The 21,451-nt window shown below is 50.7% G+C and carries 20 protein-coding genes; 9 read left to right on the forward strand and 11 right to left on the reverse strand.

The window, feature by feature from the left end; all coding sequences use genetic code 11:
* Positions 1–3 precede the first annotated feature (3 nt).
* Positions 4–1,695 (reverse strand): alpha,alpha-trehalase, encoded by a 1,692-nt coding sequence (locus tag LG381_RS13980; protein WP_000804565.1) that lies wholly within the window; start codon positions 1,693–1,695, stop codon positions 4–6.
* Positions 1,696–2,025: 330 nt separating this feature from the next.
* On the opposite strand from LG381_RS13980, the gene LG381_RS13985 reads away from it, so the two are divergent.
* The gene (locus LG381_RS13985; protein ID WP_000072949.1) at positions 2,026–3,381 is read left to right on the forward strand and encodes a glycoside-pentoside-hexuronide (GPH):cation symporter; all 1,356 of its coding nucleotides are present in this window, start codon (positions 2,026–2,028) and stop codon (positions 3,379–3,381) included.
* 52 nt (positions 3,382–3,433) lie between these two features.
* Here LG381_RS13985 and dhaM read toward each other — a convergent pair whose 3' ends face one another.
* The 3 genes from dhaM to dhaK are packed head-to-tail and all read right to left on the reverse strand — an operon-like array spanning position 3,434 to position 6,576.
* Complete coding sequence (gene dhaM, locus LG381_RS13990) at positions 3,434–4,852, reverse strand: dihydroxyacetone kinase phosphoryl donor subunit DhaM (RefSeq protein WP_024212517.1); 1,419 nt, start codon at positions 4,850–4,852, stop codon at positions 3,434–3,436.
* A gap of 10 nt (positions 4,853–4,862) precedes the next feature.
* Positions 4,863–5,495, reverse strand: coding sequence for a dihydroxyacetone kinase subunit DhaL (dhaL, locus tag LG381_RS13995; protein WP_105279374.1), 633 nt, complete (start codon positions 5,493–5,495; stop codon positions 4,863–4,865).
* Positions 5,496–5,505: 10 nt separating this feature from the next.
* Complete coding sequence (dhaK, locus tag LG381_RS14000) at positions 5,506–6,576, reverse strand: dihydroxyacetone kinase subunit DhaK (RefSeq protein ID WP_225762552.1); 1,071 nt, start codon at positions 6,574–6,576, stop codon at positions 5,506–5,508.
* 226 nt (positions 6,577–6,802) lie between these two features.
* Between dhaK and dhaR the strand changes: the two genes are divergently transcribed.
* Positions 6,803–8,722: a dihydroxyacetone kinase operon transcriptional regulator DhaR gene (gene dhaR / locus LG381_RS14005; RefSeq protein WP_085460793.1), complete on the forward strand. Its 1,920-nt coding sequence runs from the start codon at positions 6,803–6,805 to the stop codon at positions 8,720–8,722.
* 92 nt (positions 8,723–8,814) lie between these two features.
* Here the strand turns inward: dhaR and ychF are convergent, their stop codons facing one another.
* A complete protein-coding gene (gene ychF, locus LG381_RS14010; RefSeq protein WP_000505860.1) occupies positions 8,815–9,906 on the reverse strand; it encodes a redox-regulated ATPase YchF in 1,092 nt (363 codons plus the stop codon).
* A 116-nt stretch (positions 9,907–10,022) separates the two neighbouring features.
* On the reverse strand, positions 10,023–10,607 hold the full coding sequence (gene pth / locus LG381_RS14015) for an aminoacyl-tRNA hydrolase (protein WP_000152933.1): 585 nt from the start codon (positions 10,605–10,607) through the stop codon (positions 10,023–10,025).
* 276 nt (positions 10,608–10,883) lie between these two features.
* Here pth and ychH point away from each other — a divergent pair, with 276 nt between their 5' ends.
* On the forward strand, positions 10,884–11,162 hold the full coding sequence (gene ychH, locus LG381_RS14020; protein WP_000823884.1) for a stress-induced protein YchH: 279 nt from the start codon (positions 10,884–10,886) through the stop codon (positions 11,160–11,162).
* A gap of 59 nt (positions 11,163–11,221) precedes the next feature.
* Here the strand turns inward: ychH and dauA are convergent, their stop codons facing one another.
* The 4 genes from dauA to lolB all read right to left on the reverse strand — a co-directional run bounded on the left by dauA (position 11,222) and on the right by lolB (position 15,598).
* Positions 11,222–12,901, reverse strand: a complete 1,680-nt coding sequence (dauA, locus tag LG381_RS14025) for a C4-dicarboxylic acid transporter DauA (protein WP_071995177.1) — start codon at positions 12,899–12,901, stop codon at positions 11,222–11,224.
* Between the two features lie 124 nt (positions 12,902–13,025).
* Positions 13,026–13,973, reverse strand: a complete 948-nt coding sequence (gene prs, locus LG381_RS14030; protein WP_001298109.1) for a ribose-phosphate diphosphokinase — start codon at positions 13,971–13,973, stop codon at positions 13,026–13,028.
* A gap of 150 nt (positions 13,974–14,123) precedes the next feature.
* Complete coding sequence (gene ispE / locus LG381_RS14035; protein ID WP_105286119.1) at positions 14,124–14,975, reverse strand: 4-(cytidine 5'-diphospho)-2-C-methyl-D-erythritol kinase; 852 nt, start codon at positions 14,973–14,975, stop codon at positions 14,124–14,126.
* A complete protein-coding gene (gene lolB, locus LG381_RS14040; RefSeq protein ID WP_001130680.1) occupies positions 14,975–15,598 on the reverse strand; it encodes a lipoprotein insertase outer membrane protein LolB in 624 nt (207 codons plus the stop codon). Before lolB ends, ispE begins: the two co-directional genes overlap by 1 nt.
* Before the next feature lie 213 nt (positions 15,599–15,811).
* Here lolB and hemA point away from each other — a divergent pair, with 213 nt between their 5' ends.
* From hemA to kdsA, 6 genes are read left to right on the forward strand one after another with little or no spacing between them, the layout of a single operon-like run.
* A complete protein-coding gene (hemA, locus tag LG381_RS14045; RefSeq protein WP_010346781.1) occupies positions 15,812–17,068 on the forward strand; it encodes a glutamyl-tRNA reductase in 1,257 nt (418 codons plus the stop codon).
* A 40-nt stretch (positions 17,069–17,108) separates the two neighbouring features.
* Entirely contained in the window at positions 17,109–18,191 is a 1,083-nt protein-coding gene (prfA, locus tag LG381_RS14050) for a peptide chain release factor 1 (RefSeq protein ID WP_000804726.1), read from the forward strand.
* Positions 18,191–19,024 (forward strand): peptide chain release factor N(5)-glutamine methyltransferase, encoded by an 834-nt coding sequence (gene prmC / locus LG381_RS14055; protein ID WP_225762553.1) that lies wholly within the window; start codon positions 18,191–18,193, stop codon positions 19,022–19,024. The genes prfA and prmC overlap by 1 nt, the downstream gene beginning before the upstream one ends.
* Positions 19,021–19,413: an invasion regulator SirB2 gene (gene sirB2, locus LG381_RS14060; RefSeq protein ID WP_000200410.1), complete on the forward strand. Its 393-nt coding sequence runs from the start codon at positions 19,021–19,023 to the stop codon at positions 19,411–19,413. The genes prmC and sirB2 overlap by 4 nt, the downstream gene beginning before the upstream one ends.
* A gap of 3 nt (positions 19,414–19,416) precedes the next feature.
* The gene (gene sirB1, locus LG381_RS14065) at positions 19,417–20,226 is read left to right on the forward strand and encodes an invasion regulator SirB1 (RefSeq protein ID WP_001257033.1); all 810 of its coding nucleotides are present in this window, start codon (positions 19,417–19,419) and stop codon (positions 20,224–20,226) included.
* Positions 20,227–20,261: 35 nt separating this feature from the next.
* Positions 20,262–21,116 carry a 3-deoxy-8-phosphooctulonate synthase gene (gene kdsA / locus LG381_RS14070; protein WP_000811058.1) on the forward strand — a complete coding sequence of 285 codons (855 nt, stop codon included), beginning with the start codon at positions 20,262–20,264 and terminating at the stop codon, positions 21,114–21,116.
* A 148-nt stretch (positions 21,117–21,264) separates the two neighbouring features.
* Here kdsA and LG381_RS14075 read toward each other — a convergent pair whose 3' ends face one another.
* Positions 21,265–21,372 carry a type I toxin-antitoxin system toxin Ldr family protein gene (locus LG381_RS14075; RefSeq protein WP_000170954.1) on the reverse strand — a complete coding sequence of 36 codons (108 nt, stop codon included), beginning with the start codon at positions 21,370–21,372 and terminating at the stop codon, positions 21,265–21,267.
* Positions 21,373–21,451 lie beyond the last annotated feature (79 nt).

Consider the following 21,451-nt stretch of genomic DNA (forward strand, 5'->3'; position numbering starts at 1 on the left):
AAATTAAGGTGTGGGTTCTGTGACTTTTGTTGGCTGCGTTGCGGAAGCACTGGTCGGGCGCGTTGCCGGAACGTTGTCACACGGTTTTTCTTTCGGGCAGATCAAATCCAACATTTTCAGCGTTACGCCGTTGGTCCAACCAAAACCATCCTGCAACGGATATTCGCCACCACCGCCACCTGTTCCGGTGGTGCTGACATCATATTTCTCCACCAGCTTTTTCTCCCGGTCATAGGTGTGCTGAACATTGGTCAGAAAGTGCCAGCTAATGTCCATCGCTACATCTTCCTGCCCGTAGTTTTGCAATCCTTCAGTAGCGACCCATTGTAACGGCGCCCAGCCATTTGGCGCGTCCCATTGCTGCCCACTTTTCACCGAGGTGGTGTTCAGTCCGCCAGGTTGCAGCAGATGCGTTCTGGTCGCCGTTGCCATTTTACTGGCGCGATCTTTCGCTGCTGCATTAACGTACAACGGGAACAGGGCGGCGGCAGTTAACTGATTACGTACTTTATTACTCTTCAGATCGTAATCGGCATACCAGCCGTGTTGATCGTTCCACAAGTATTTTTCGATCCCTTTCTGACGGGAATTTGCCAGCGTTTCGTATTGACTGGCCATCGCGTTATCCCCGGCGGCTTTACTGGCGCTGGCAAGGATTTTTTCCATTTTATACATCAGGCTATTGAGATCGACCGGTACGATGCTGGTGGTGCGTAATGTATTTAACTGCTGAGGATTGTCCATCCAGCGCGAGCTGAAATCCCAGCCAGATGCGGCGGCGGAACGCAGGTCACGGTAAATTTCAGTGGCAGGGCGATTTGGATTGCTTTTCGCGGTGGCGATATCCTCTACCCATGACTCCGGACGCGGTGTATCGCGGTCGTCCCAGTAGCGGTTAAGAATAGTGCCATCCTTGAGCTTTACAACGCGCTTTTCCTGTTGCCCGGCTTGCAGATTTTCAACGCCGTCCATCCAGTAAGCATATTCTTTTTGTAGTTGTGGCAGATACTGTTTCAACGCGGCGTCGCCTTCATGTTGCGCCAGTAACTCCACCATCAACGCAAAGAAAGGCGGCTGCGAACGGCTTAAATAGTAGCTGCGGTTCCCGTTGGGAATGTGTCCATAAGTATCTATTTCATAACCAAAATTCGCCACCATATCCGCCACTTTATCCCAGTGACCGCTTTCGCCAAGCCCCAGCATGGTGAAGTAACTGTCCCAGTAATACACTTCCCGAAAACGACCTCCCGGCACGACATAGGGTTTCGGCAATGGCAACAGAGAGTCCCATTTTTCGGTGCTTTCCGTTGTGCGGGTTAATACCGGCCAAAGTCCATCAATATGTTCACGCAGCGACTGTCCCTTCGGCGGGACATGTTTCTCGCCTTCTTTTGGCAGGGTGAAATTAACTTTCACGAAGTGACGCAAATCAAACCCGCTCTGGTTCTGTTGCATCCGATAGTCAGCGAGGATCATTAGCGGGTCGCTGTTGGGCACGGCGTCGGCAAAAGTTTTTTGATCAGGAAAAAGTTTGGCGTTTTGAACATCGTCAAACAACGGTCCCAACAAAATATCAGGTGATTGTGGTGTGACGGCGATTTCTTCCGCCTGTGCCGATAGCGTGGCAAAACACAATAAAACGGTGGTGGGAATTAACGCCATTCTTTGCAGGTGACGAGGGACACGTGGTTTCATCAATCATTCTCCTTTGGCGATACCGAACAAAACGGTAATCAAGTATCAGAAAACCTTAGTTCAGGATCGCGGCAACTGCATGATTGAAATCTCATTCTGCGAAGTGTCAGGCATTATGGACGATGTAATTAACGGCCTAAATAGTGTTGCAATATATTCATAAAATATATGTTGTTTATTAAATGGGCAGTGACTTTTGTTGTGTGATCACAGAAGAAAAAAATCATAAGAATTTAATGAAAAAACATAATAGACCGACCAAAAACTTCCGTGAAGAATTGTGCCAGTGAAAGGTATTCCGTGAAGTAAATTTATAGATAAGGATAAAACATGTCTAATGTGGAAAAATTGCCAATAAAAGAAAAAATAGGCTATAGCCTGGGCGATGCCGCCAGCCATATCGTCTTTGATTCTTCTGTTGCCATCCTCGCTTATTTCTATACCGATATTTATGGTCTGCCGCCAGCCGTAATGGGAACCATGTTTTTACTGGTGCGTCTACTGGATGCAATTACCGATCCGATTATGGGGGCAATCGCCGATGCAACCTCATCTCGTTGGGGGCGTTTCCGTCCGTGGCTGTTGGCCATCTGTGTACCATTTGCGGTCAGTTGCGTGCTGGTTTACTCCATTCCTGATTTCTCTGATAGCGGTAAGGTTGTCTACGCGGTTGCTGCATATATATTTATGACATTAATGTATACGGCCATTAATATTCCTTACTGCTCATTGGGCGCGGCGTTGACATCCGATCCACGTGAAAACCTGTCATTGCAATCCTGGCGTTTTGCCATCACACCTATTGGCGGTGCGTTAGGTACAGCATTTATCCTGCCGGTCGCTGACTTCCTCTCGCCAGGCGATCGGGCTACTGGTATCCAGATTGCGATGGCGGTGTTTGGCGTTATTGGCTGCATTATGTTTTTAATCTGTTTCCTGACCACCAAAGAGCGGGTACAACCTATTCAGGAAGAAAATCTGAATATTGCGCGCGATTTGAAGATTCTTTTTAAGAATGATCAGTGGCGCATCCTCTCTGTTTATAATTTTATGATGCTGGTGGCGGTGGTTATCCGTGGCGGTGCTGTTGTTTATTATGTTAATACCGTTTTAAATAAAGGTTCAGATATTCTTACCTGGTTTATGCTCGGCGGAATGTTTGCTTCTATGTTAGGTTCTGTACTGGCGAAACCATTTGGTACTCGCTTTTGTAAAATTAAACTTTCATTCTGGGTTAATATTATTAATGCGGCGTTGGGCGTGCTCTGTTATTTCCTGCCGGTGGAATACTGGGTTATTCCATTACTGGCTCATCTGGCAATTCAGATTATTCAGGGCGGAAATGGCGCACTCCAGTGGTCGATGATTACCGATGCGAATAACTATGGTGAATGGAAAACGCGTCGTCGTATTACGGGGATGAACGTTGCTGCGAATATTTTTGTCATCAAACTGGGCGTTGCAGTAGGTGGGGCGGTGATTGGTTGGGTACTGGCTTATTATGGCTATGCAACCAGTAGCACAACTCAATCCGCTAATTCAGTACAGGGCGTAGTGTTACTGTTTACCCTCCTGCCGGCATTCTTCTACTTCCTGACTGCAATTTCTATTAAGTTTTATCTGTTGAATGAAGCGAAAATGAACAAAGTAGTACAGGATTTACAACATGGTCAGTACGCTGGCTAATAGCGTAAGGCTTTCCCGGATGGCATCGTAACGACGCCATCCGGACACTGGTTTAGCCATCATGGCTAAAACGTTGTGTTTTAACGTCCAGAGTTAACGTCTCTTCAGGTTGTACCGCGTACAGTTTTTCACCCTGTAAGCAAACCCAGCCAATACCCAGTTCACGGGCAATTAAGGCGCTATGGGATACCGGACTTCCGGCACTAAGGCAGATGCCTTTAACGACCGTCGGATCCAGTTGCAGCACGGTGGAGGGGTAAATGTTCTCTGCCAGCAAAATGGTTGGTGCGCTAAATTGCGGTAGTTCTTCTTTTGTCTGTGTCAGATGGAGCAGGGTGCGATGCAGAAGATCATCCACATCGATATAGCGCGCCTGCAGATATTCATCATCAATCTGCTGATATTGCTGGCTAAGTTCTTTAAGAACCTGCTGCCAGGCATACTCTGCGGTGCAATGTTCATGCAGAAGAAGTTCGCTTGCTGCTGCCAGCAGTTCAGGATCGTCTAACAGAGTATGGTGACCGGAAAAGATCGCGGCGATATCGTTAAGCCCGCTTGCTTCTGCCTTTGCCGTTAACGTCATCAGGTCTAACAACGTAAAATCAATTGCCTGGCGTAATCGTTCCTGTTCTTGTTCCACCGTAAGGACTGATTTCGCCTGTACGGCGCATAAAACGGGTTGATAATAAAAGGCTTTCCCCGTAACAGGATTAACCTGGTGCAGCGTTGGCGGCGTAATATCTTCTGTTTCACCAAAGTTATCTTCAGCCAACTGGCGGAAAGCGGCCAGCGCCTCTTCAGCTTCTGGCCCTTTCACAATCAGGCGCAGAGTATCGTTATAGCGGACTTGTAATAGCGCAATCTGGTTAATACTTTCCGGCGTGACGCATTTGCCGTTTTTCTCCAGTAACATGTCTGCATTAAATACCGATAAGGTATAGACCAGTCGAGAGGCCGGGCGCACGTGGAGGCCGTTACGGTTTTTAATCACCACAGCCAGGGAACGGGCTTCTTCATCGTGCGGCGGGCATGTGTCAGATATCTCACTGGCGGATGACGGTAAACCCAGTTGTTCGCGTTTGGCTTCCAGCGCAGACATAGCATCATAAATAACTTTGTCGATATCGGCACCTGATGCCGCGCTAACTGTTGCCGCCAGAGTTCCTTCGACCAATGGCGCTGCGCACAAACGTACTTTTGCGGCGATCTCTGGCGCCAGCAATTCCAGAGCGGTTTCTGCACTCAATAACGCGCTCCCCATGTCCATCATAACCAGCACATGGTCGGCATCAGCAACGGATTCGATGGCTTCCATCACTTTGACGGCATCAGTACCAATGGGATTTTGCGGGTCATCAATCCCAGCGGCAATGGCGATTTTACAACTATCGCTCATTAACATCTGACGGGCTAATTCACCGACACCTTCACCCAGCCGGGCGCTATGTGAAACTATGACCAGGTTTACCATCACCAATTCCTTACTCTTTCGCGGCTAACGCCAGCATTTGCATCATAAACATCACGGAGGTCGCGCCAGGATCCTGGTGACCAATACTGCGTTCGCCGAGATAACTGGCACGGCCTTTGCGAGCTTGCATCGTAATCGTGCTTTGTGCAGCGGATTCAGCGACACTGCTGGCTGCGTCGAGCGCAGCCGGAACAGAGAGATTTTGCTCGCTGGACTGGCGTAACGACTCAACCACTGGTTCCCAGACATCGCACATGGTTTTATCGCCAGGTTCGGCTTTCCCCCGACTGATTACGCCGTCCACACCATCGCGAAACATCTGATAAAGCTCTTCCTGCGTCAGGCTCTGGCGCGCCTGAGTCGCCTGCGCGGCGCGAATAAAGAATGTACCGAATAGCGGACCACTGGCTCCACCGACGCTGGAAAGCAGTGTCATACCGGTATTTTTGAGGATGAAACCAATATCCTTGTCCTCAATGGCGGGTAGTTTTTCCACCACTTTGCTAAATCCTCGATTCATATTTAGCCCGTGGTCAGCGTCGCCAATTTCACGATCCAGCCCGGTAAGATAATCGCTCTCTTTGCTGAAGATTTCTCCACAGCGAGTAAGCCAGTTAACAATTTGAGTTCTGCTCAGTGACATCGTTATCTCCTTATTTACCCCAGTTCAGCGCCGGGGTGTGGACTGGGGCATCCCATAACGCCAACATTTCGTCATCAACTTTCAGTAAGGTGATGGAAAAACCGGTCATATCCAGTGAAGTGCAATACGCACCAATTAAATTGCGTTCGATAGTCAGCCCCGCTTGCTGACAACGCGTAGTCAGACGGTTATAGACGCCGTAAAGCTCAGAAAGTGGTGTGGCGCCAAGATTGTTGACCAGCGCAATCACCCGATCGCCAGACTGTAGCTGCTGTTTGGTTTGAATCTCTTCCTGCCAGTTTCCTTGTTGATAATTCCAGAAGCGCAGTGTGCGATGGTATGTGCCATTTTCCAGCAGCGTGTCGAACATTTCATCGACGGTTTGATCAAGGGAAGAGAAGGGGCGACGATCGATACCCGGCTCGCCATGAATACCGACGCCAAACTCCATCTCATTATCTGCCAGCGTAAATGAAGGTTTGCCAGCGGCTGGAACGGTACAGGCACCGAGAGCGATACCAATTGAGTGACCCTGATTATTCAGCTTACGCCCCAGTTCCGCACAGGCATCCAGTGAGTCGCCACGTTCTGCCGCCGCACCCACAAGTTTTTCTATTAACACCGTATTGGCAACACCGCGCCGCCCGGCGGTATAAAGACTGTCTTTCACCGCGACGTCGTCATCAATGACCACTGTGGTCACTTTTACGCCGCTGTCGTGGAGTAATTCGGTTGCTGTTTCGAAGTTAAGAATATCGCCGGTGTAATTTTTGATGATCAGCAGTACGCCTTCGCCGCCATCAATCAGCATGGCGCATTCAAAGATTTTATCGGGGGTAGGTGAAGTGAAAATTTCACCCGGACACGCCCCCGAAAGCATCCCCTGACCGATATAACCGCAGTGCATTGGTTCGTGTCCGCTGCCGCCGCCTGACAGCAGGGCGACTTTTCCGGCAACCGGTGCATCAGCTCGTGTGACGTACAGCGGATCCTGATGCAATGTCAGCGAAGGATGCGCTTTCGCCAGCCCTGCCAGTTGTTCGTTCAGTACGTCTTGCACATCATTGATCAATTTTTTCATTATCTTGCTCCAGCAATTATCGTAGGGCATGGATGATGTTCAACGACACGGCGACCACTGACTGCCGATGAATCCATTGTGCATCAGACTTGGGAAAAGAAAATTCATACAAATTATGTTTCATGCTGAAACATATGTTTTAATAAATGTTCCATAATGGAACATAAGAATGCCCTGATACTTAAAATTGCGAGTCAGAACACCTTTTGCCAGAAGTGAGCGGAATATGAGAGGCGGTTTTCACAACGATGACCAGGCTAACGCCCCCTGGATTGCAGCATCCTGGGAGCGATGCCGCAAACTGATGAAACGGGAGTCGTGGAGCGTACCGCACCAGGCCCAGGGCGTGACATTTGCTACCATCTGTCGGCGTAAAAAGGCGATGCTGACACTCGGGCAGGCGGCGCTGGAAGATGCCCTGGAATATATGGCGCCACGAGCGTGCGTTTTGCTTATTCTCGATGAAACTGCCTGCATCCTTAGCCGTTATGGTGATCCGCAGACTATGGAGCAGCTTAGTGCGTTGGGATTTAATGACGGCACTTATTGCGCCGAAGGAATCATCGGTACTTGTGCGCTATCGTTAGCGGCTATCTCTGGTCAGGCGGTGAAAACGATAGCCGATCAACATTTTAAACAGGCGCTCTGGAAATGGGCATTTTGTGCAACGCCGCTGTTTGACAGCAAGGGGCGATTGACCGGGACGATAGCCCTGGCGTGTCCAGCGGAACAATCGACAGCAGCCGATTTGCCGTTGACGCTGGCAATTGCTCGCGAGGTGGGAAACTTACTGCTAACGGACAGTTTGCTGGCTGAAACTAATCGGCATTTAAATCAACGTAACGCTCTGTTAGAAAGTATGGACGATGGCGTGATTAGCTGGGACGAGCAGGGTAATCTGCAATTTATTAATGCTCAGGCGGCGCGTGTTTTGCGTCTGGACGCAACGGCCAGCCAGGGAAGAGCAATCACGGAACTGTTAACGTTACCTGCCGTGCTGCAACAGGCAATAAAACAGGCACATCCGCTCAAACATGTGGAAGCGACCTTTGAAAGTCAGCACCAGTTTATTGATGCGGTCATTACCCTTAAACCGATAATTGAACCCCAGGGAACCAGCTTTATTCTGCTGCTGCATCCGGTGGAGCAGATGCGGCAATTGATGACCAGTCAATTAGGCAAAGTTAGTCATACTTTTGCTCATATGCCACAGGATGATCCGCAAACCCGTCGCTTGATTCATTTTGGTCGTCAGGCGGCGCGCAGCAGTTTTCCGGTGTTACTTTGTGGAGAAGAAGGCGTTGGTAAGGCTCTGTTAAGTCAGGCGATTCATAATGAAAGCGAACGCGCTGCAGGTCCCTATATCGCCGTCAATTGCGAGTTATATGGTGATGCGACGCTGGTGGAGGAGTTTATTGGCGGCGATCGCACGGAGAATAAAAATGGTCGTCTGAGTCGTCTGGAACTGGCACACGGTGGCACGCTGTTTCTCGAAAAGATTGAGTATCTGGCGGTGGAGTTACAGTCAGCATTGCTTCAGGTCATCAAGCAGGGCGTTATCACGCGGTTGGATGCGCGGCGTTTAATCCCGATTGATGTCAAAGTGATTGCCACGACGACCGCAGATCTGGCAATGCTGGTGGAACAAAATCGCTTTAGTCGCCAGCTTTATTACGCGCTCCATGCATTTGAAATTACCATCCCGCCTCTGCGTATGCGGCGCGGCAGTATTCCGGCGCTGGTGAATAACAAATTGCGTAATCTCGAAAAACGCTTCTCAACTCGCCTGAAGATTGATGACGATGCACTTGCTCGTTTGGTCTCCTGCGCATGGCCCGGTAATGATTTTGAACTGTATAGCGTCATTGAGAACCTTGCCCTGAGCAGCGACAACGGACGCATTCACGTCAGTGATTTGCCTGAGCATCTGTTTACCGAACAGGCGACAGAAGATATCAGCGCCACGCGTCTTTCCACCAGTCTGTCATTTGCGGAAGTCGAAAAAGAAGCGATTATTAACGCCGCCCAGGTGACAGGTGGACGTATTCTGGAAATGTCGGCGTTACTTGGAATTGGTCGCACCACGCTGTGGCGAAAAATGAAACAATATGGCATTGATGCGGGGCAGTTTAAGCGTCGGGGATGATCGACAAAAACAAAAAAAGCCATTATGTGCATCCACACATAATGGCTGATTTTTTGCGCCTGTACGGAGACTTCAGTACTGGTAGTAACGTATTAAACGTTAAACAGGAAGTTCATCACATCGCCATCTTTAACGATGTAATCTTTACCTTCTGCACGCATTTTGCCTGCTTCTTTCGCGCCTTGTTCACCTTTGTAAGTGATGAAATCTTCAAACGCGATGGTTTGTGCACGGATAAAGCCTTTTTCAAAATCGGTGTGGATTTTGCCAGCAGCCTGCGGCGCGGTTGCACCAACCGGAATGGTCCATGCACGCACTTCTTTCACCCCGGCGGTGAAGTAAGTTTGCAGGTTCAGCAGTTTATAACCGGCACGGATCACACGGTTCAGACCCGGCTCTTCCAGTCCCAGTTCCTGCATAAACTCGTCACGTTCTTCGTCGTCCAGTTCGGCAATGTCTGCTTCAACAGCAGCACAAACCGGAACGACAACAGAACCTTCTTTCGCCGCGATTTCACGCACCTGGTCAAGATACGGGTTGTTTTCAAAACCGTCTTCGTTGACGTTAGCGATGTACATTGTCGGTTTCAGCGTCAGGAAGCTCAGGTAACGAATAGCAGCTTTTTCTTCTGCGCTTAAATCCAGCGCGCGCAGCATACCTGCGTTTTCAAGTTGTGGCAGGCATTTTTCCAGTACCGCCAGCTCGGCTTTCGCGTCTTTATCGCCACCTTTGGCTTTTTTCTGTACCCGGTGAATTGCACGTTCACAGGTGTCGAGATCCGCCAGAGCAAGCTCGGTATTGATAACGTCAATATCGTCTGCCGGGTTAACTTTGCCGGAAACGTGAATGATGTTGTCATTTTCAAAGCAGCGAACAACGTGACCGATCGCTTCGGTTTCACGGATGTTGGTCAGGAACTGGTTACCCAGACCTTCGCCTTTTGACGCGCCTTTTACCAGGCCAGCGATATCGACAAACTCCATGGTCGTGGGAAGCGTACGCTGCGGTTTTACGATTTCAGCCAGTTGATCCAGACGCGGATCGGGCATTGGCACAACGCCTGTGTTCGGCTCGATGGTGCAGAATGGAAAGTTGGCCGCTTCAATACCGGCTTTGGTCAGCGCGTTGAACAGGGTAGATTTCCCGACGTTGGGCAAACCGACGATACCGCATTTGAATCCCATGATTTAAATCACCTTAATATCTTAATAATCAACCTGTTATCGTAAACAGATTGTAGAAATGGAAATAACTCTGCCTATTATACACGGCACGCGGCAAAAATGCCGCAGACAACGACTTATTGCGCTTTAAAGGCGTGCAATCGGTTCGTTGCTTTGGTCAAGCCATCTGTAAACCACATTTCAGTACAACGTGCCGCTTCGTCGATGGCTTCATCAATTAACTTCTGTTCACTAACAGGAGGTTTGCCTAACACAAACCCGACAACTTTGTTTTTATCGCCCGGATGACCGATTCCAATGCGTAAACGGTGAAAGTTAGGGTTATTACCCAATTTACTGATGATGTCTTTCAGTCCATTGTGACCACCATGACCGCCGCCCAACTTAAATTTGGCGACGCCAGGGGGCAGATCCAGCTCGTCGTGGGCGACCAGAATTTCGTCCGGATTAATGCGGAAAAAACTGGCCATCGCCGCGACGGCTTTGCCGCTGAGATTCATAAATGTGGTCGGGACTAACAGGCGGACATCTTCGCCTCCAAGGGTAACTCGCGAGGTATAACCAAAGAATTTAGCTTCTTCGCGCAAGGGAGCGCGCAAACGCTCCGCCAGTAAGTCAACGAACCAGGCGCCAGCATTGTGTCGCGTTGCGGCGTATTCAGCGCCGGGGTTCGCCAGGCCAACAATCAATTTAATCGTCACGTTTTTTGTCCTGAGTGAGTGCATAACTGGCGCGTAGTTTACTGGTTGTGGCCTCGCTTGACAAAAAACAGCACCTTATACGCAGACAACATAATAATTGCCTCTGCGAACTATTAGAAAGTCAGGATGTTCAGGCGTTTATTTGTAAAGTTTTGTTGAAATAAGGGTTGTAATTGTGATCACGCCCGCACATAACCTACAGGGTGTTGTCTATACTTTACACATAAGGAAGAGGGGTATTCCCTGTTACAACCCAGAAAGTTCCGGAGGTGACACATGAAACGCAAAAACGCTTCGTTACTCGGTAACGTGCTCATGGGGTTGGGTCTGGTGGTCATGGTGGTCGGCGTGGGGTATTCAATCCTCAACCAGTTACCACAGTTTAATATGCCCCAGTATTTCGCACATGGTGCAGTGCTGAGTATTTTCGTCGGTGCCATTCTCTGGCTGGCGGGTGCCCGTGTTGGCGGGCATGAACAGGTGTGCGACCGTTACTGGTGGGTTCGTCATTATGACAAACGTTGCCGCCGTAACGATAATCGTCGTCATAGCTAACGCATAATGCAGTTTGCTGACCAGTCAGTTTGTGCTGACTGGTCAATTTAATGCCTGTCTTACAGATCAGCCATTGCTGCGCTGCGATTCGGGAAGAATGCCAGGCGTCCAGGGATCGGTTGAATACCAGAACGAGCCATGGTGCGCAGTGGCTGGAACTCCACATTACACACCCGCAGTTCACATCCTTCAGGCAGGCGCTTCACAAAACGCTGGAACGCATCAAGGCCACCAGCATCAAGAACCGGAACTGCATCCCACTTCAGAATAACAATTCGTTTGCCTTCCAGACGTGATTCAAGATCGGTGAATAAGCCTTCAGCCGCAGCGAAAAACAGCGGACCAATAACGCGCAGAACCAGTACATCCTCAGGAACATCTACCGCCACGGGTGCCAGACGAGTCATACGGGCGATACGGCGCATAAACAGCAGCGATGCCAGTACGATACCCACACTGATGGCAATAACCATATCAAACAGCACGGTCAGCGACATGCAAAGCAGCATGACGATGATGTCATCTTTCGGCGCATGGCGCAGCAAGTCGACCACTTTGTGTGCTTCACTCATGTTCCACGCCACCATCAATAGCAGGGCAGCCATGGCGGAAAGCGGCAGCCAGGAGAGCAGCGGTGCCAGTACCAGCAGAGCGAGAATAACCAGAATAGAGTGGATCACCGCCGAAATAGGGGAAGTTGCACCGGCACGGACGTTAGCGGCAGAACGCGCGATGGCAGCTGTAGCGGTAATACCACCAAAGAACGGAGCGATGATATTCCCCAGCCCCTGACCGACCAGTTCGCTGTTCGCCTTGTGTTTCGTCCCGGTCATGCCATCCAGTACCACCGCGCAGAGCAGAGATTCGATTGCGCCGAGCATTGCCATTGAGAATGCCGCAGGCAGCAGTGTGCGAATAGAATCCCAGGTTAGTGTGAATTCTGAATCGGGGAGATCCCACGGCAGTACCAGTTGCGGCAGCAGTTGCGGAATACCATTACCCTGGGAACCATCGGCCAGAACGTAGTGGAATTGCGAGCCGATGGTAGCAACGTGTCCACCGAGCAGGTTAACAATGCCCATCACCGCACAACCAGCCAGCAAGGCCGGAAGATGACCAGGTAAACGAATGCCCAGACGCGGCCAGAAAACCAGAATGCCAAGCGTCACAATGCCAATGGCAGCATCACCCACATTAATGGTGGGCAGCGCCATAAATAATGCGCCGACTTTTTGCAGATAATGTTCCGGGACATGTGCCATTTGCAGACCGAGAAAATCTTTAATCTGCATCGTACCGATGGTGATCCCGATACCCGAAGTGAAGCCTAAGGTAACGGAAACCGGGATATACTCAATCAGGCGCCCGAAGCGCGCCAGCCCCATCAGGATCAAAAAGATCCCGGACAACAACGTCGCAACCAGCAGGCCTGCCAGTCCAAACTGTTGCGAAACGGGATAGAGAATTACCACAAATGCCGCAGTTGGACCGGAAACGCTAAAACGCGACCCCCCCGTCAGAGCAATGACAATCCCTGCAACAGCAGCGGTATATAAACCGTACTGTGGAGCCACGCCACTACCAATTGCCAACGCCATCGCCAGCGGAATAGCAATAATCCCGACGGTAATCCCGGCAATCAGGTCACGGGTAAACCGTGCGGCAGTGTATTTTTCTTTCCAGCAAGCGTCGATCAGAGCGCGGAAAGGCATCACATGTGAGGAGAATATTTTGTTCACAATAATGTTTCATCCGTGAGCGCATCATCTGTCAACTAAATGGCAGGTGAAGGAGGCATAGGTCATACAAATGGATATTACAGACAAAAAAACCCGCCGCAGCGGGTCTTTGAGCCGGGTTCGATTAATGTTCGAACATAGCAGAGATCGATTCTTCGTTGCTGATACGACGAATCGCTTCGGCCAGCATACCTGACAGAGTCAGAGTACGCACGTTCGGCAGTGATTTGATTTCATCGCTCAGCGGAATGGTATCGCAGACAACGACTTCATCAATTACAGAGTTACGCAGGTTGTTCGCCGCGTTGCCAGAGAAGATCGGGTGAGTCGCGTATGCAAATACACGTTTAGCACCACGTTCTTTCAGAGCTTCAGCAGCTTTACACAGCGTACCGCCAGTGTCGATCATATCATCGACCAGTACGCAGTCACGACCTGCAACGTCACCGATGATATGCATCACCTGGGAAACGTTCGCACGCGGACGACGTTTATCGATGATTGCCATATCGGTATCGTTCAGCAGCTTAGCGATAGCGCGGGCACGCACAACGCCGCCGATGTCCGGAGAAACCACAATCGGGTTATCCAGATTCAGCTGCAGCATGTCTTCCAGCAGGATCGGGCTACCAAATACGTTATCAACCGGAACGTCGAAGAAACCCTGAATCTGTTCAGCGTGCAGATCCACTGTCAGCACACGGTCAACACCGACGCTGGAGAGGAAGTCTGCAACCACTTTCGCAGTGATTGGCACACGAGCGGAACGGACGCGACGGTCCTGGCGCGCATAGCCAAAGTAGGGGATAACAGCGGTGATACGACCTGCGGAAGCACGACGCAGGGCATCAACCATCACGACTAATTCCATCAGGTTGTCGTTAGTAGGGGCACAAGTGGACTGGATGATGAAAATATCACCACCGCGTACATTTTCATTGATTTGTACACTGACTTCGCCGTCGCTAAAGCGACCTACAGCGGCGTCGCCGAGTGAAGTGTACAGGCGGTTGGCAATACGTTGTGCTAGTTCCGGGGTGGCGTTACCAGCAAAAAGCTTCATATCAGGCACGAGAAGAACCTCAGGCATGCGTCCATTGGTGGAAAGAATCTGCCGAAAACTGTGCGGGCCAGGCAATATTCTTTCCAGGCGGTGTATTAAAGAGCGCGATGCAACGTCTGGAACAAGGTGACGTTGTCACCGAAACTCAGCTTGCCCGGCTTAAAGCATGGCTCTGTGCAATGGGGAAAGATTAACACCTTTCGCCACAAAGCCATTGAGCCATTCCGGGGCTTGCTCTAGCACCTGGCGGGCTTCAGACTCTGTATCAAATTCAGCAAAGACACAGGCTCCTGTCCCAGTCAGGCGCGACGGGGCGTATTCTAACAGCCAGGAAAGCACCGCATCAACCTCGCGAAAACGTTTTCTTGCGATAACCTCGCAATCATTACCGAATTCACATTTTAGCAACGTATCAATTGACCTTTTCGGCGTGTTGCGCGGGAGTTCAGGATCTTTAAAAATCACCGGTGTCGGAATACTTACACCAGGGTGTGCCACCAGATACCATTTCTCCGGTGGATTCACTGGCGTTAATATTTCGCCAACCCCTTCAGCAAACGCGGCATGACCGCGTACAAAGACAGGAACATCTGCACCCAACGTCAGACCCAGTTCCGCCAGTTCATCAATACTTAGCCCGCATTGCCAGAGATGATTTAACGCCACCAGCACAGTCGCGGCATTCGATGAACCACCGCCCAGGCCGCCGCCCATCGGCAAACGCTTGCCAATGCTGATATTTGCACCGCTCCCCGCCGGAAGACGCCCGCTGTCTGCCGCTGTTTTCATCAACAACCGTGCTGCGCGAACGATCAGGTTATCTTCGTGCTCCACGCCTTCAACGGGCGTTAACAGACGAATATCCCCATCGTCACGAAGTTCAATGCTGATGGTGTCGCCGTAATCAAGAAACTGAAACAGCGTTTGCAGCGTGTGGTAACCGTCCGCTCGCTGACCGGTAATGTATAAGAACAGATTAAGTTTTGCCGGAGAGGGCCACTGTGTCCGCATTATTTCACTATCCAGTTATCCATTTTTAACTTGATGCGCTGACCACCGTCGGTGAGTTCCATATTGGCTGGCATCGCAGGTTGCGTTTTGGTGTCATAACCACCGTATACGACTTTCCAGTTTTTGCCGTTCTGGCTGTAGGTGATTTCGCTCAGGCGGTACTGGTCGTCCAGTTTGTAGTCGGTTGCATCACCAGGCAAACCTAAAATCCACTGGCGCAAACTGTTGAGCGGAATCGGCATTCCTGTCAATTTGCCAATCATCTCTTCGGCGTCATCGGCGGTGTAACGCTGACCTTTGTTATCTACCAGCTGCACGTTACCCGGCTGAGCATTCAGCTCCAGTTCGGTGCTTCCCAATGGGTTGGTCAGCAGCAGACGGTAGCGATCCTGGCCAGTTTGCTGCCAGAAGAAGCGGGCATACACTTTCTGCTGGTCAGAAATATACGCAAATGCACCGCGTGTCTGATACTGGTTGAGGTTACGAACCTCTTGCTGATGCTGACGCCACTGCGGGGAGTCCGGGCTTTTGCCGGGGCCTTTTGGTGTGGTAACGGAACAGGCAGTGAGCACGAGGGCAGCCAGCGGTAGCAGGCGGATAAAGCGAAAATCGGGCAGGGGCATGATAATGACAAGTCCTTGAGATACGTTGCAGTTATAACCCTTAATGCTAGCGTTACCGTCCGCTATCGTCTATGTTCAAGTTGTCTTAATTGCCAGAATCTAACGGCTTTTGGCAATTACTCCAAAAGGGGGCGCTCTCTTTTATTGATCTCACTCATCCTGTATGATGCGAGCAGACTAACCATATCAACGTTGGTATTATTTCCCGCAGACATGACCCTTTTAGCACTCGGTATTAACCATAAAACGGCACCTGTATCGCTACGAGAACGTGTATCGTTTTCGCCGGACAAGCTCGATCAGGCGCTTGACAGCCTGCTCGCGCAGCCGATGGTGCAGGGCGGCGTGGTGCTGTCGACGTGTAACCGCACAGAACTTTATCTTAGCGTTGAAGAGCAGGATAACCTGCAAGAGGCGCTCATTCGCTGGTTGTGCGATTACCACAATCTCAACGAAGAAGATCTGCGTAATAGCCTCTACTGGCATCAGGATAACGACGCGGTTAGCCATTTAATGCGTGTTGCCAGTGGCCTGGATTCACTGGTTCTGGGGGAGCCGCAGATCCTCGGTCAGGTGAAAAAAGCGTTTGCCGATTCGCAAAAAGGCCATATGAAGGCCAGCGAACTGGAACGCATGTTCCAGAAATCTTTCTCTGTAGCGAAGCGCGTTCGCACTGAAACGGATATTGGCGCCAGTGCTGTGTCTGTCGCTTTTGCGGCTTGTACGCTGGCGCGGCAGATCTTTGAATCGCTTTCTACGGTGACGGTATTGCTGGTTGGTGCGGGCGAAACCATCGAACTGGTGGCGCGTCATCTGCGCGAACACAAAGTGCAGAAGATGATTATCGCCAATCGTACTCGCGAACGAGCCCAAATCCTGGCAGATGAAGTCGGCGCAGAAGTGATTGCATTGAGCGATATCGACGAACGTCTGCGCGAAGCCGATATCATCATTAGTTCCACTGCAAGCCCGTTACCGATTATCGGTAAAGGTATGGTGGAGCGCGCATTAAAAAGCCGTCGCAACCAACCGATGCTGTTGGTGGATATTGCCGTTCCGCGCGATGTCGAACCGGAAGTCGGAAAACTGGCGAATGCCTACCTTTATAGCGTTGACGATCTGCAAAGCATCATTTCGCATAACCTGGCGCAGCGTAAAGCCGCCGCAGTTGAAGCGGAAACTATCGTCGCTCAGGAAACCAGCGAATTTATGGCGTGGCTGCGCGCACAAAGCGCCAGCGAAACTATTCGCGATTATCGCAGTCAGGCAGAGCAGGTTCGCGATGAGTTAACCGCCAAAGCGTTAGCAGCCCTTGAACAGGGCGGCGACGCGCAAGCCATTATGCAGGATCTTGCATGGAAACTGACTAACCGCCTGATCCATGCGCCAACGAAATCACTTCAACAGGCTGCCCGTGACGGGGATAACGAACGCCTGAATATTCTGCGCGACAGCCTCGGGCTGGAGTAGCAGTACATCATTTTCTTTTTTACAGGGTGCATTTACGCCTATGAAGCCTTCTATCGTTGCCAAACTGGAAGCCCTGCATGAACGCCATGAAGAAGTTCAGGCGCTGCTGGGTGATGCGCAAACCATCGCTGACCAGGAACGTTTTCGCGCATTATCTCGTGAATATGCGCAGTTAAGTGATGTTTCGCGCTGTTTCACCGACTGGCAACAGGTTCAGGAAGATATCGAAACCGCACAGATGATGCTCGACGATCCTGAAATGCGTGAGATGGCGCAGGATGAACTGCGTGAAGCTAAAGAAAAAAGCGAACAACTGGAACAACAACTTCAGGTTCTCTTGCTGCCAAAAGATCCTGATGACGAACGCAACGCCTTTCTCGAAGTGCGTGCCGGAACAGGTGGTGATGAAGCCGCATTATTTGCAGGCGATCTGTTCCGTATGTACAGCCGTTACGCAGAAGCCCGTCGCTGGCGCGTGGAAATCATGAGCGCCAGCGAGGGCGAGCATGGTGGCTATAAAGAGATCATCGCCAAAATCAGTGGCGATGGTGTGTATGGTCGCCTGAAATTCGAATCTGGCGGTCATCGCGTGCAGCGTGTTCCTGCTACGGAATCGCAGGGTCGTATTCATACTTCTGCTTGTACCGTTGCGGTAATGCCAGAGCTGCCTGACGCAGAACTGCCGGACATCAACCCGGCAGATTTGCGCATTGATACTTTCCGCTCTTCAGGGGCAGGGGGGCAGCACGTTAACACCACCGATTCGGCAATCCGTATTACTCACTTACCAACCGGTATTGTTGTTGAATGTCAGGACGAACGTTCACAACATAAAAACAAAGCTAAAGCACTTTCTGTACTTGGTGCTCGCATCCACGCAGCAGAAATGGCAAAACGCCAGCAGGCGGAGGCGTCTACCCGTCGTAACCTGCTGGGCAGTGGCGATCGCAGCGATCGTAATCGTACCTACAACTTCCCGCAGGGGCGCGTCACTGACCACCGTATCAACCTGACGCTCTACCGTCTGGATGAAGTGATGGAAGGTAAGCTGGATATGCTAATTGAACCGATTATCCAGGAACATCAGGCTGACCAACTGGCGGCGTTGTCCGAGCAAGAATAATGGAATATCAACACTGGTTACGTGACGCAATAACCCAACTTCAGGCGAGCGAAAGCCCACGGCGCGATGCTGAAATCCTGCTGGAGCATGTTACCGGCAAGGGGCGTACTTTTATTCTCGCCTTTGGCGAAACGCAGCTGACTGACGCGCAGTGTGAGCAACTCGACGTACTGCTGGCGCGTCGTCGTGCAGGTGAACCTATTGCTCATTTAACCGGTGTGCGTGAATTTTGGTCGTTGCCGTTATTTGTTTCGCCAGCGACCTTAATTCCCCGTCCTGACACGGAATGTCTGGTGGAGCAGGCACTGGCTCGGTTACCTGAACAGTCTTGCCGTATTCTCGATCTCGGTACGGGCACCGGGGCGATTGCGCTTGCGCTGGCTAGCGAGCGCCCGGACTGCGAAATTACCGCTGTAGATCGTATGCCTGATGCTGTCGCCCTGGCACAACGTAATGCCCAGCATCTGGCGATCAAAAATATCCACATTCTGCAAAGCGACTGGTTTAGCGCGCTAGCCGGGCAGCAGTTTGCGATGATTGTCAGCAATCCGCCGTATATTGACGAGCAGGACCCACATCTTCAACAAGGCGATGTCCGCTTTGAGCCGCTCACTGCGCTGGTTGCGGCAGACAGTGGAATGGCAGACATCGTGCATATCGTCGAACAGTCGCGTAACGCGCTGGTATCCGGCGGCTTTCTGCTTCTGGAACATGGCTGGCAGCAGGGCGAAGCGGTGCGACAGGCATTTATCCTCGCGGGATATCATGACGTCGAAACCTGCCGGGACTACGGTGATAACGAGCGCGTGACGCTTGGTCGCTATTATCGATGACAAGTTTTACTACGCTGCTTAGCGTTCATCTCATTAGCGTTGCGCTTTCTGTTGGGCTATTAACCTTACGTTTCTGGCTACGTTATCAGGAGCATCCTCAGGCATTTGCTCGCTGGACGCGCATTGCGCCGCCGGTTATTGACACGGTGTTATTGTTAAGCGGCGTGGCGCTAATGGCTAAAGCGCACATCCTGCCATTTTCCGGGCAGGCACAATGGCTGACTGAAAAGCTGTTTGGAGTTATCATTTATATCGTTTTGGGTTTTATTGCTCTCGATTATCGTCGGGTGCACAGTCAGCAGGTGCGCATTATTGCCTTCCCGCTGGCGCTGGTGGTGCTGTACATCATCATTAAACTCGCCACCACAAAAGTACCGTTACTGGGGTAAGTCATGAGATCGTTAGCTGATTTCGAATTTAATAAAGCGCCGCTGTGCGAAGGCATGATCCTGGCTTGCGAAGCAATCCGCCGCGATTTTCCCTCGCAAGATGTATACGACGAACTGGAGCGTCTCGTTAATCTGGCGAAGGAAGAAATTAGCCAGCTTCTGCCTTTAGAAGAGCAGCTGGAAAAATTGATCGCGCTGTTTTACGGCGAATGGGGATTTAAAGCCTCACGCGGTGTTTATCGTCTTTCCGATGCACTATGGTTGGATCAGGTGTTAAAAAATCGGCAGGGCAGTGCGGTATCATTAGGCGCCGTTTTGGTGTGGGTCGCTAATCGTCTCGATTTGCCGCTGATGCCGGTGATTTTCCCGACGCAGCTTATATTGCGCATTGAATGTCCGGATGGCGAAATTTGGTTGATTAACCCTTTTAACGGTGAATCGTTAAGCGAACATATGCTGGATGTATGGTTAAAGGGAAATATCAGCCCGTCGGCGGAACTGTTTTATGAAGACCTGGATGAAGCCGATAACATTGAGGTTATCCGCAAACTATTGGATACGCTGAAAGCGTCGCTGATGGAAGAAAATCAGATGGAACTGGCATTACGCACCAGCGAGGCCTTATTACAGTTCAACCCGGAAGATCCGTATGAAATTCGCGATCGTGGGTTGATTTACGCGCAACTGGATTGCGAACACGTTGCGTTAAATGATTTAAGTTATTTCGTTGAACAGTGTCCGGAAGACCCGATCAGCGAAATGATTCGTGCGCAAATTAATAACATCGCGCATAAACATATTGTGCTGCATTAATTAATCGACATTTTACTTAAGATTAAGGCGATCCTATGAAACAAAAAGTGGTTAGCATTGGCGACATCAACGTAGCAAATGACCTGCCGTTCGTGCTGTTTGGCGGTATGAACGTGCTGGAATCTCGCGATCTGGCGATGCGCATTTGCGAACACTACGTAACCGTGACCCAGAAACTGGGTATCCCTTACGTGTTCAAAGCCTCTTTTGACAAAGCCAACCGCTCCTCTATCCACTCTTATCGTGGACCGGGCCTGGAAGAAGGGATGAAAATCTTCCAGGAATTGAAGCAAACTTTTGGCGTGAAAATTATCACCGACGTTCACGAACCAAGCCAGGCACAGCCAGTTGCTGATGTTGTGGATGTGATCCAGTTACCGGCATTTCTCGCTCGTCAGACTGACCTGGTGGAAGCCATGGCGAAAACCGGTGCGGTAATTAACGTCAAAAAACCGCAGTTTGTCAGCCCGGGTCAGATGGGTAACATCGTTGATAAATTCAAAGAAGGCGGCAACGATAAAGTGATTCTTTGCGATCGCGGCGCTAACTTTGGCTATGACAACCTGGTTGTCGATATGCTGGGTTTCAGCATTATGAAGAAAGTGTCTGGTAACTCGCCGGTGATTTTCGACGTGACCCACGCACTGCAATGCCGCGATCCGTTTGGCGCAGCTTCCGGCGGTCGTCGTGCTCAGGTGGCTGAGCTGGCACGAGCCGGTATGGCGGTAGGTCTGGCGGGGCTGTTTATTGAAGCTCATCCGGATCCGGAACATGCGAAATGTGATGGCCCATCCGCGCTGCCGCTGGCTAAATTGGAACCGTTCCTCAAGCAGATGAAAGCGATTGATGATCTGGTGAAAGGTTTCGAAGAACTGGATACCAGCAAGTAATCTTTTTTGCTTGAAAAATAAAGTCTTAGCGTTCTGCGTTAAGACTTTTTTCATGGGTGCCAGATACAAAAAAGGCCGCAGGCTGTTACCCCTGCGGCCGGTTTCGGGCGCATATTGCCATCACGGCAGCCTGACGCCCGTTTTCGCCTTACTTCCGGTTACGCCACCAGCCGACAATCGCTGCGGTAATAATTCCCGCCAGGATCGGTGCTGCCAGGTCGTGCCAGAAAATCATGGCAAACTGCGCGAGCGTCATATAGCCGCCTTGTTGTAATGACAACATTTTGCGGCTATTCTTGAATTGTTGATGGTTCAAGATTAGCCCCCGTTCTGTT

The sequence above is a fragment of the Escherichia sp. Marseille-Q3837 genome (assembly GCF_916618735.1).
GTDB classification, from domain to species: Bacteria; Pseudomonadota; Gammaproteobacteria; order Enterobacterales; family Enterobacteriaceae; genus Escherichia; species Escherichia ruysiae.

Bases quoted from the DNA above. Each gene is read 5' to 3' on its own strand.
- LG381_RS13980 (WP_000804565.1), bottom strand. From the start codon at position 1,695: ATGAAACCACGTGTCCCTCGTCACCTGCAAAGAATGGCGTTAATTCCC.
- LG381_RS13985 (WP_000072949.1), top strand. From the start codon at position 2,026: ATGTCTAATGTGGAAAAATTGCCAATAAAAGAAAAAATAGGCTATAGC.
- dhaM (WP_024212517.1), bottom strand. From the start codon at position 4,852: ATGGTAAACCTGGTCATAGTTTCACATAGCGCCCGGCTGGGTGAAGGT.
- dhaL (WP_105279374.1), bottom strand. From the start codon at position 5,495: ATGTCACTGAGCAGAACTCAAATTGTTAACTGGCTTACTCGCTGTGGA.
- dhaK (WP_225762552.1), bottom strand. From the start codon at position 6,576: ATGAAAAAATTGATCAATGATGTGCAAGACGTACTGAACGAACAACTG.
- dhaR (WP_085460793.1), top strand. From the start codon at position 6,803: ATGAGAGGCGGTTTTCACAACGATGACCAGGCTAACGCCCCCTGGATT.
- ychF (WP_000505860.1), bottom strand. From the start codon at position 9,906: ATGGGATTCAAATGCGGTATCGTCGGTTTGCCCAACGTCGGGAAATCT.
- ychH (WP_000823884.1), top strand. From the start codon at position 10,884: ATGAAACGCAAAAACGCTTCGTTACTCGGTAACGTGCTCATGGGGTTG.
- ispE (WP_105286119.1), bottom strand. From the start codon at position 14,975: ATGCGGACACAGTGGCCCTCTCCGGCAAAACTTAATCTGTTCTTATAC.
- lolB (WP_001130680.1), bottom strand. From the start codon at position 15,598: ATGCCCCTGCCCGATTTTCGCTTTATCCGCCTGCTACCGCTGGCTGCC.
- hemA (WP_010346781.1), top strand. From the start codon at position 15,812: ATGACCCTTTTAGCACTCGGTATTAACCATAAAACGGCACCTGTATCG.
- prfA (WP_000804726.1), top strand. From the start codon at position 17,109: ATGAAGCCTTCTATCGTTGCCAAACTGGAAGCCCTGCATGAACGCCAT.
- prmC (WP_225762553.1), top strand. From the start codon at position 18,191: ATGGAATATCAACACTGGTTACGTGACGCAATAACCCAACTTCAGGCG.
- sirB2 (WP_000200410.1), top strand. From the start codon at position 19,021: ATGACAAGTTTTACTACGCTGCTTAGCGTTCATCTCATTAGCGTTGCG.
- sirB1 (WP_001257033.1), top strand. From the start codon at position 19,417: ATGAGATCGTTAGCTGATTTCGAATTTAATAAAGCGCCGCTGTGCGAA.
- kdsA (WP_000811058.1), top strand. From the start codon at position 20,262: ATGAAACAAAAAGTGGTTAGCATTGGCGACATCAACGTAGCAAATGAC.
- LG381_RS14075 (WP_000170954.1), bottom strand. From the start codon at position 21,372: ATGACGCTCGCGCAGTTTGCCATGATTTTCTGGCACGACCTGGCAGCA.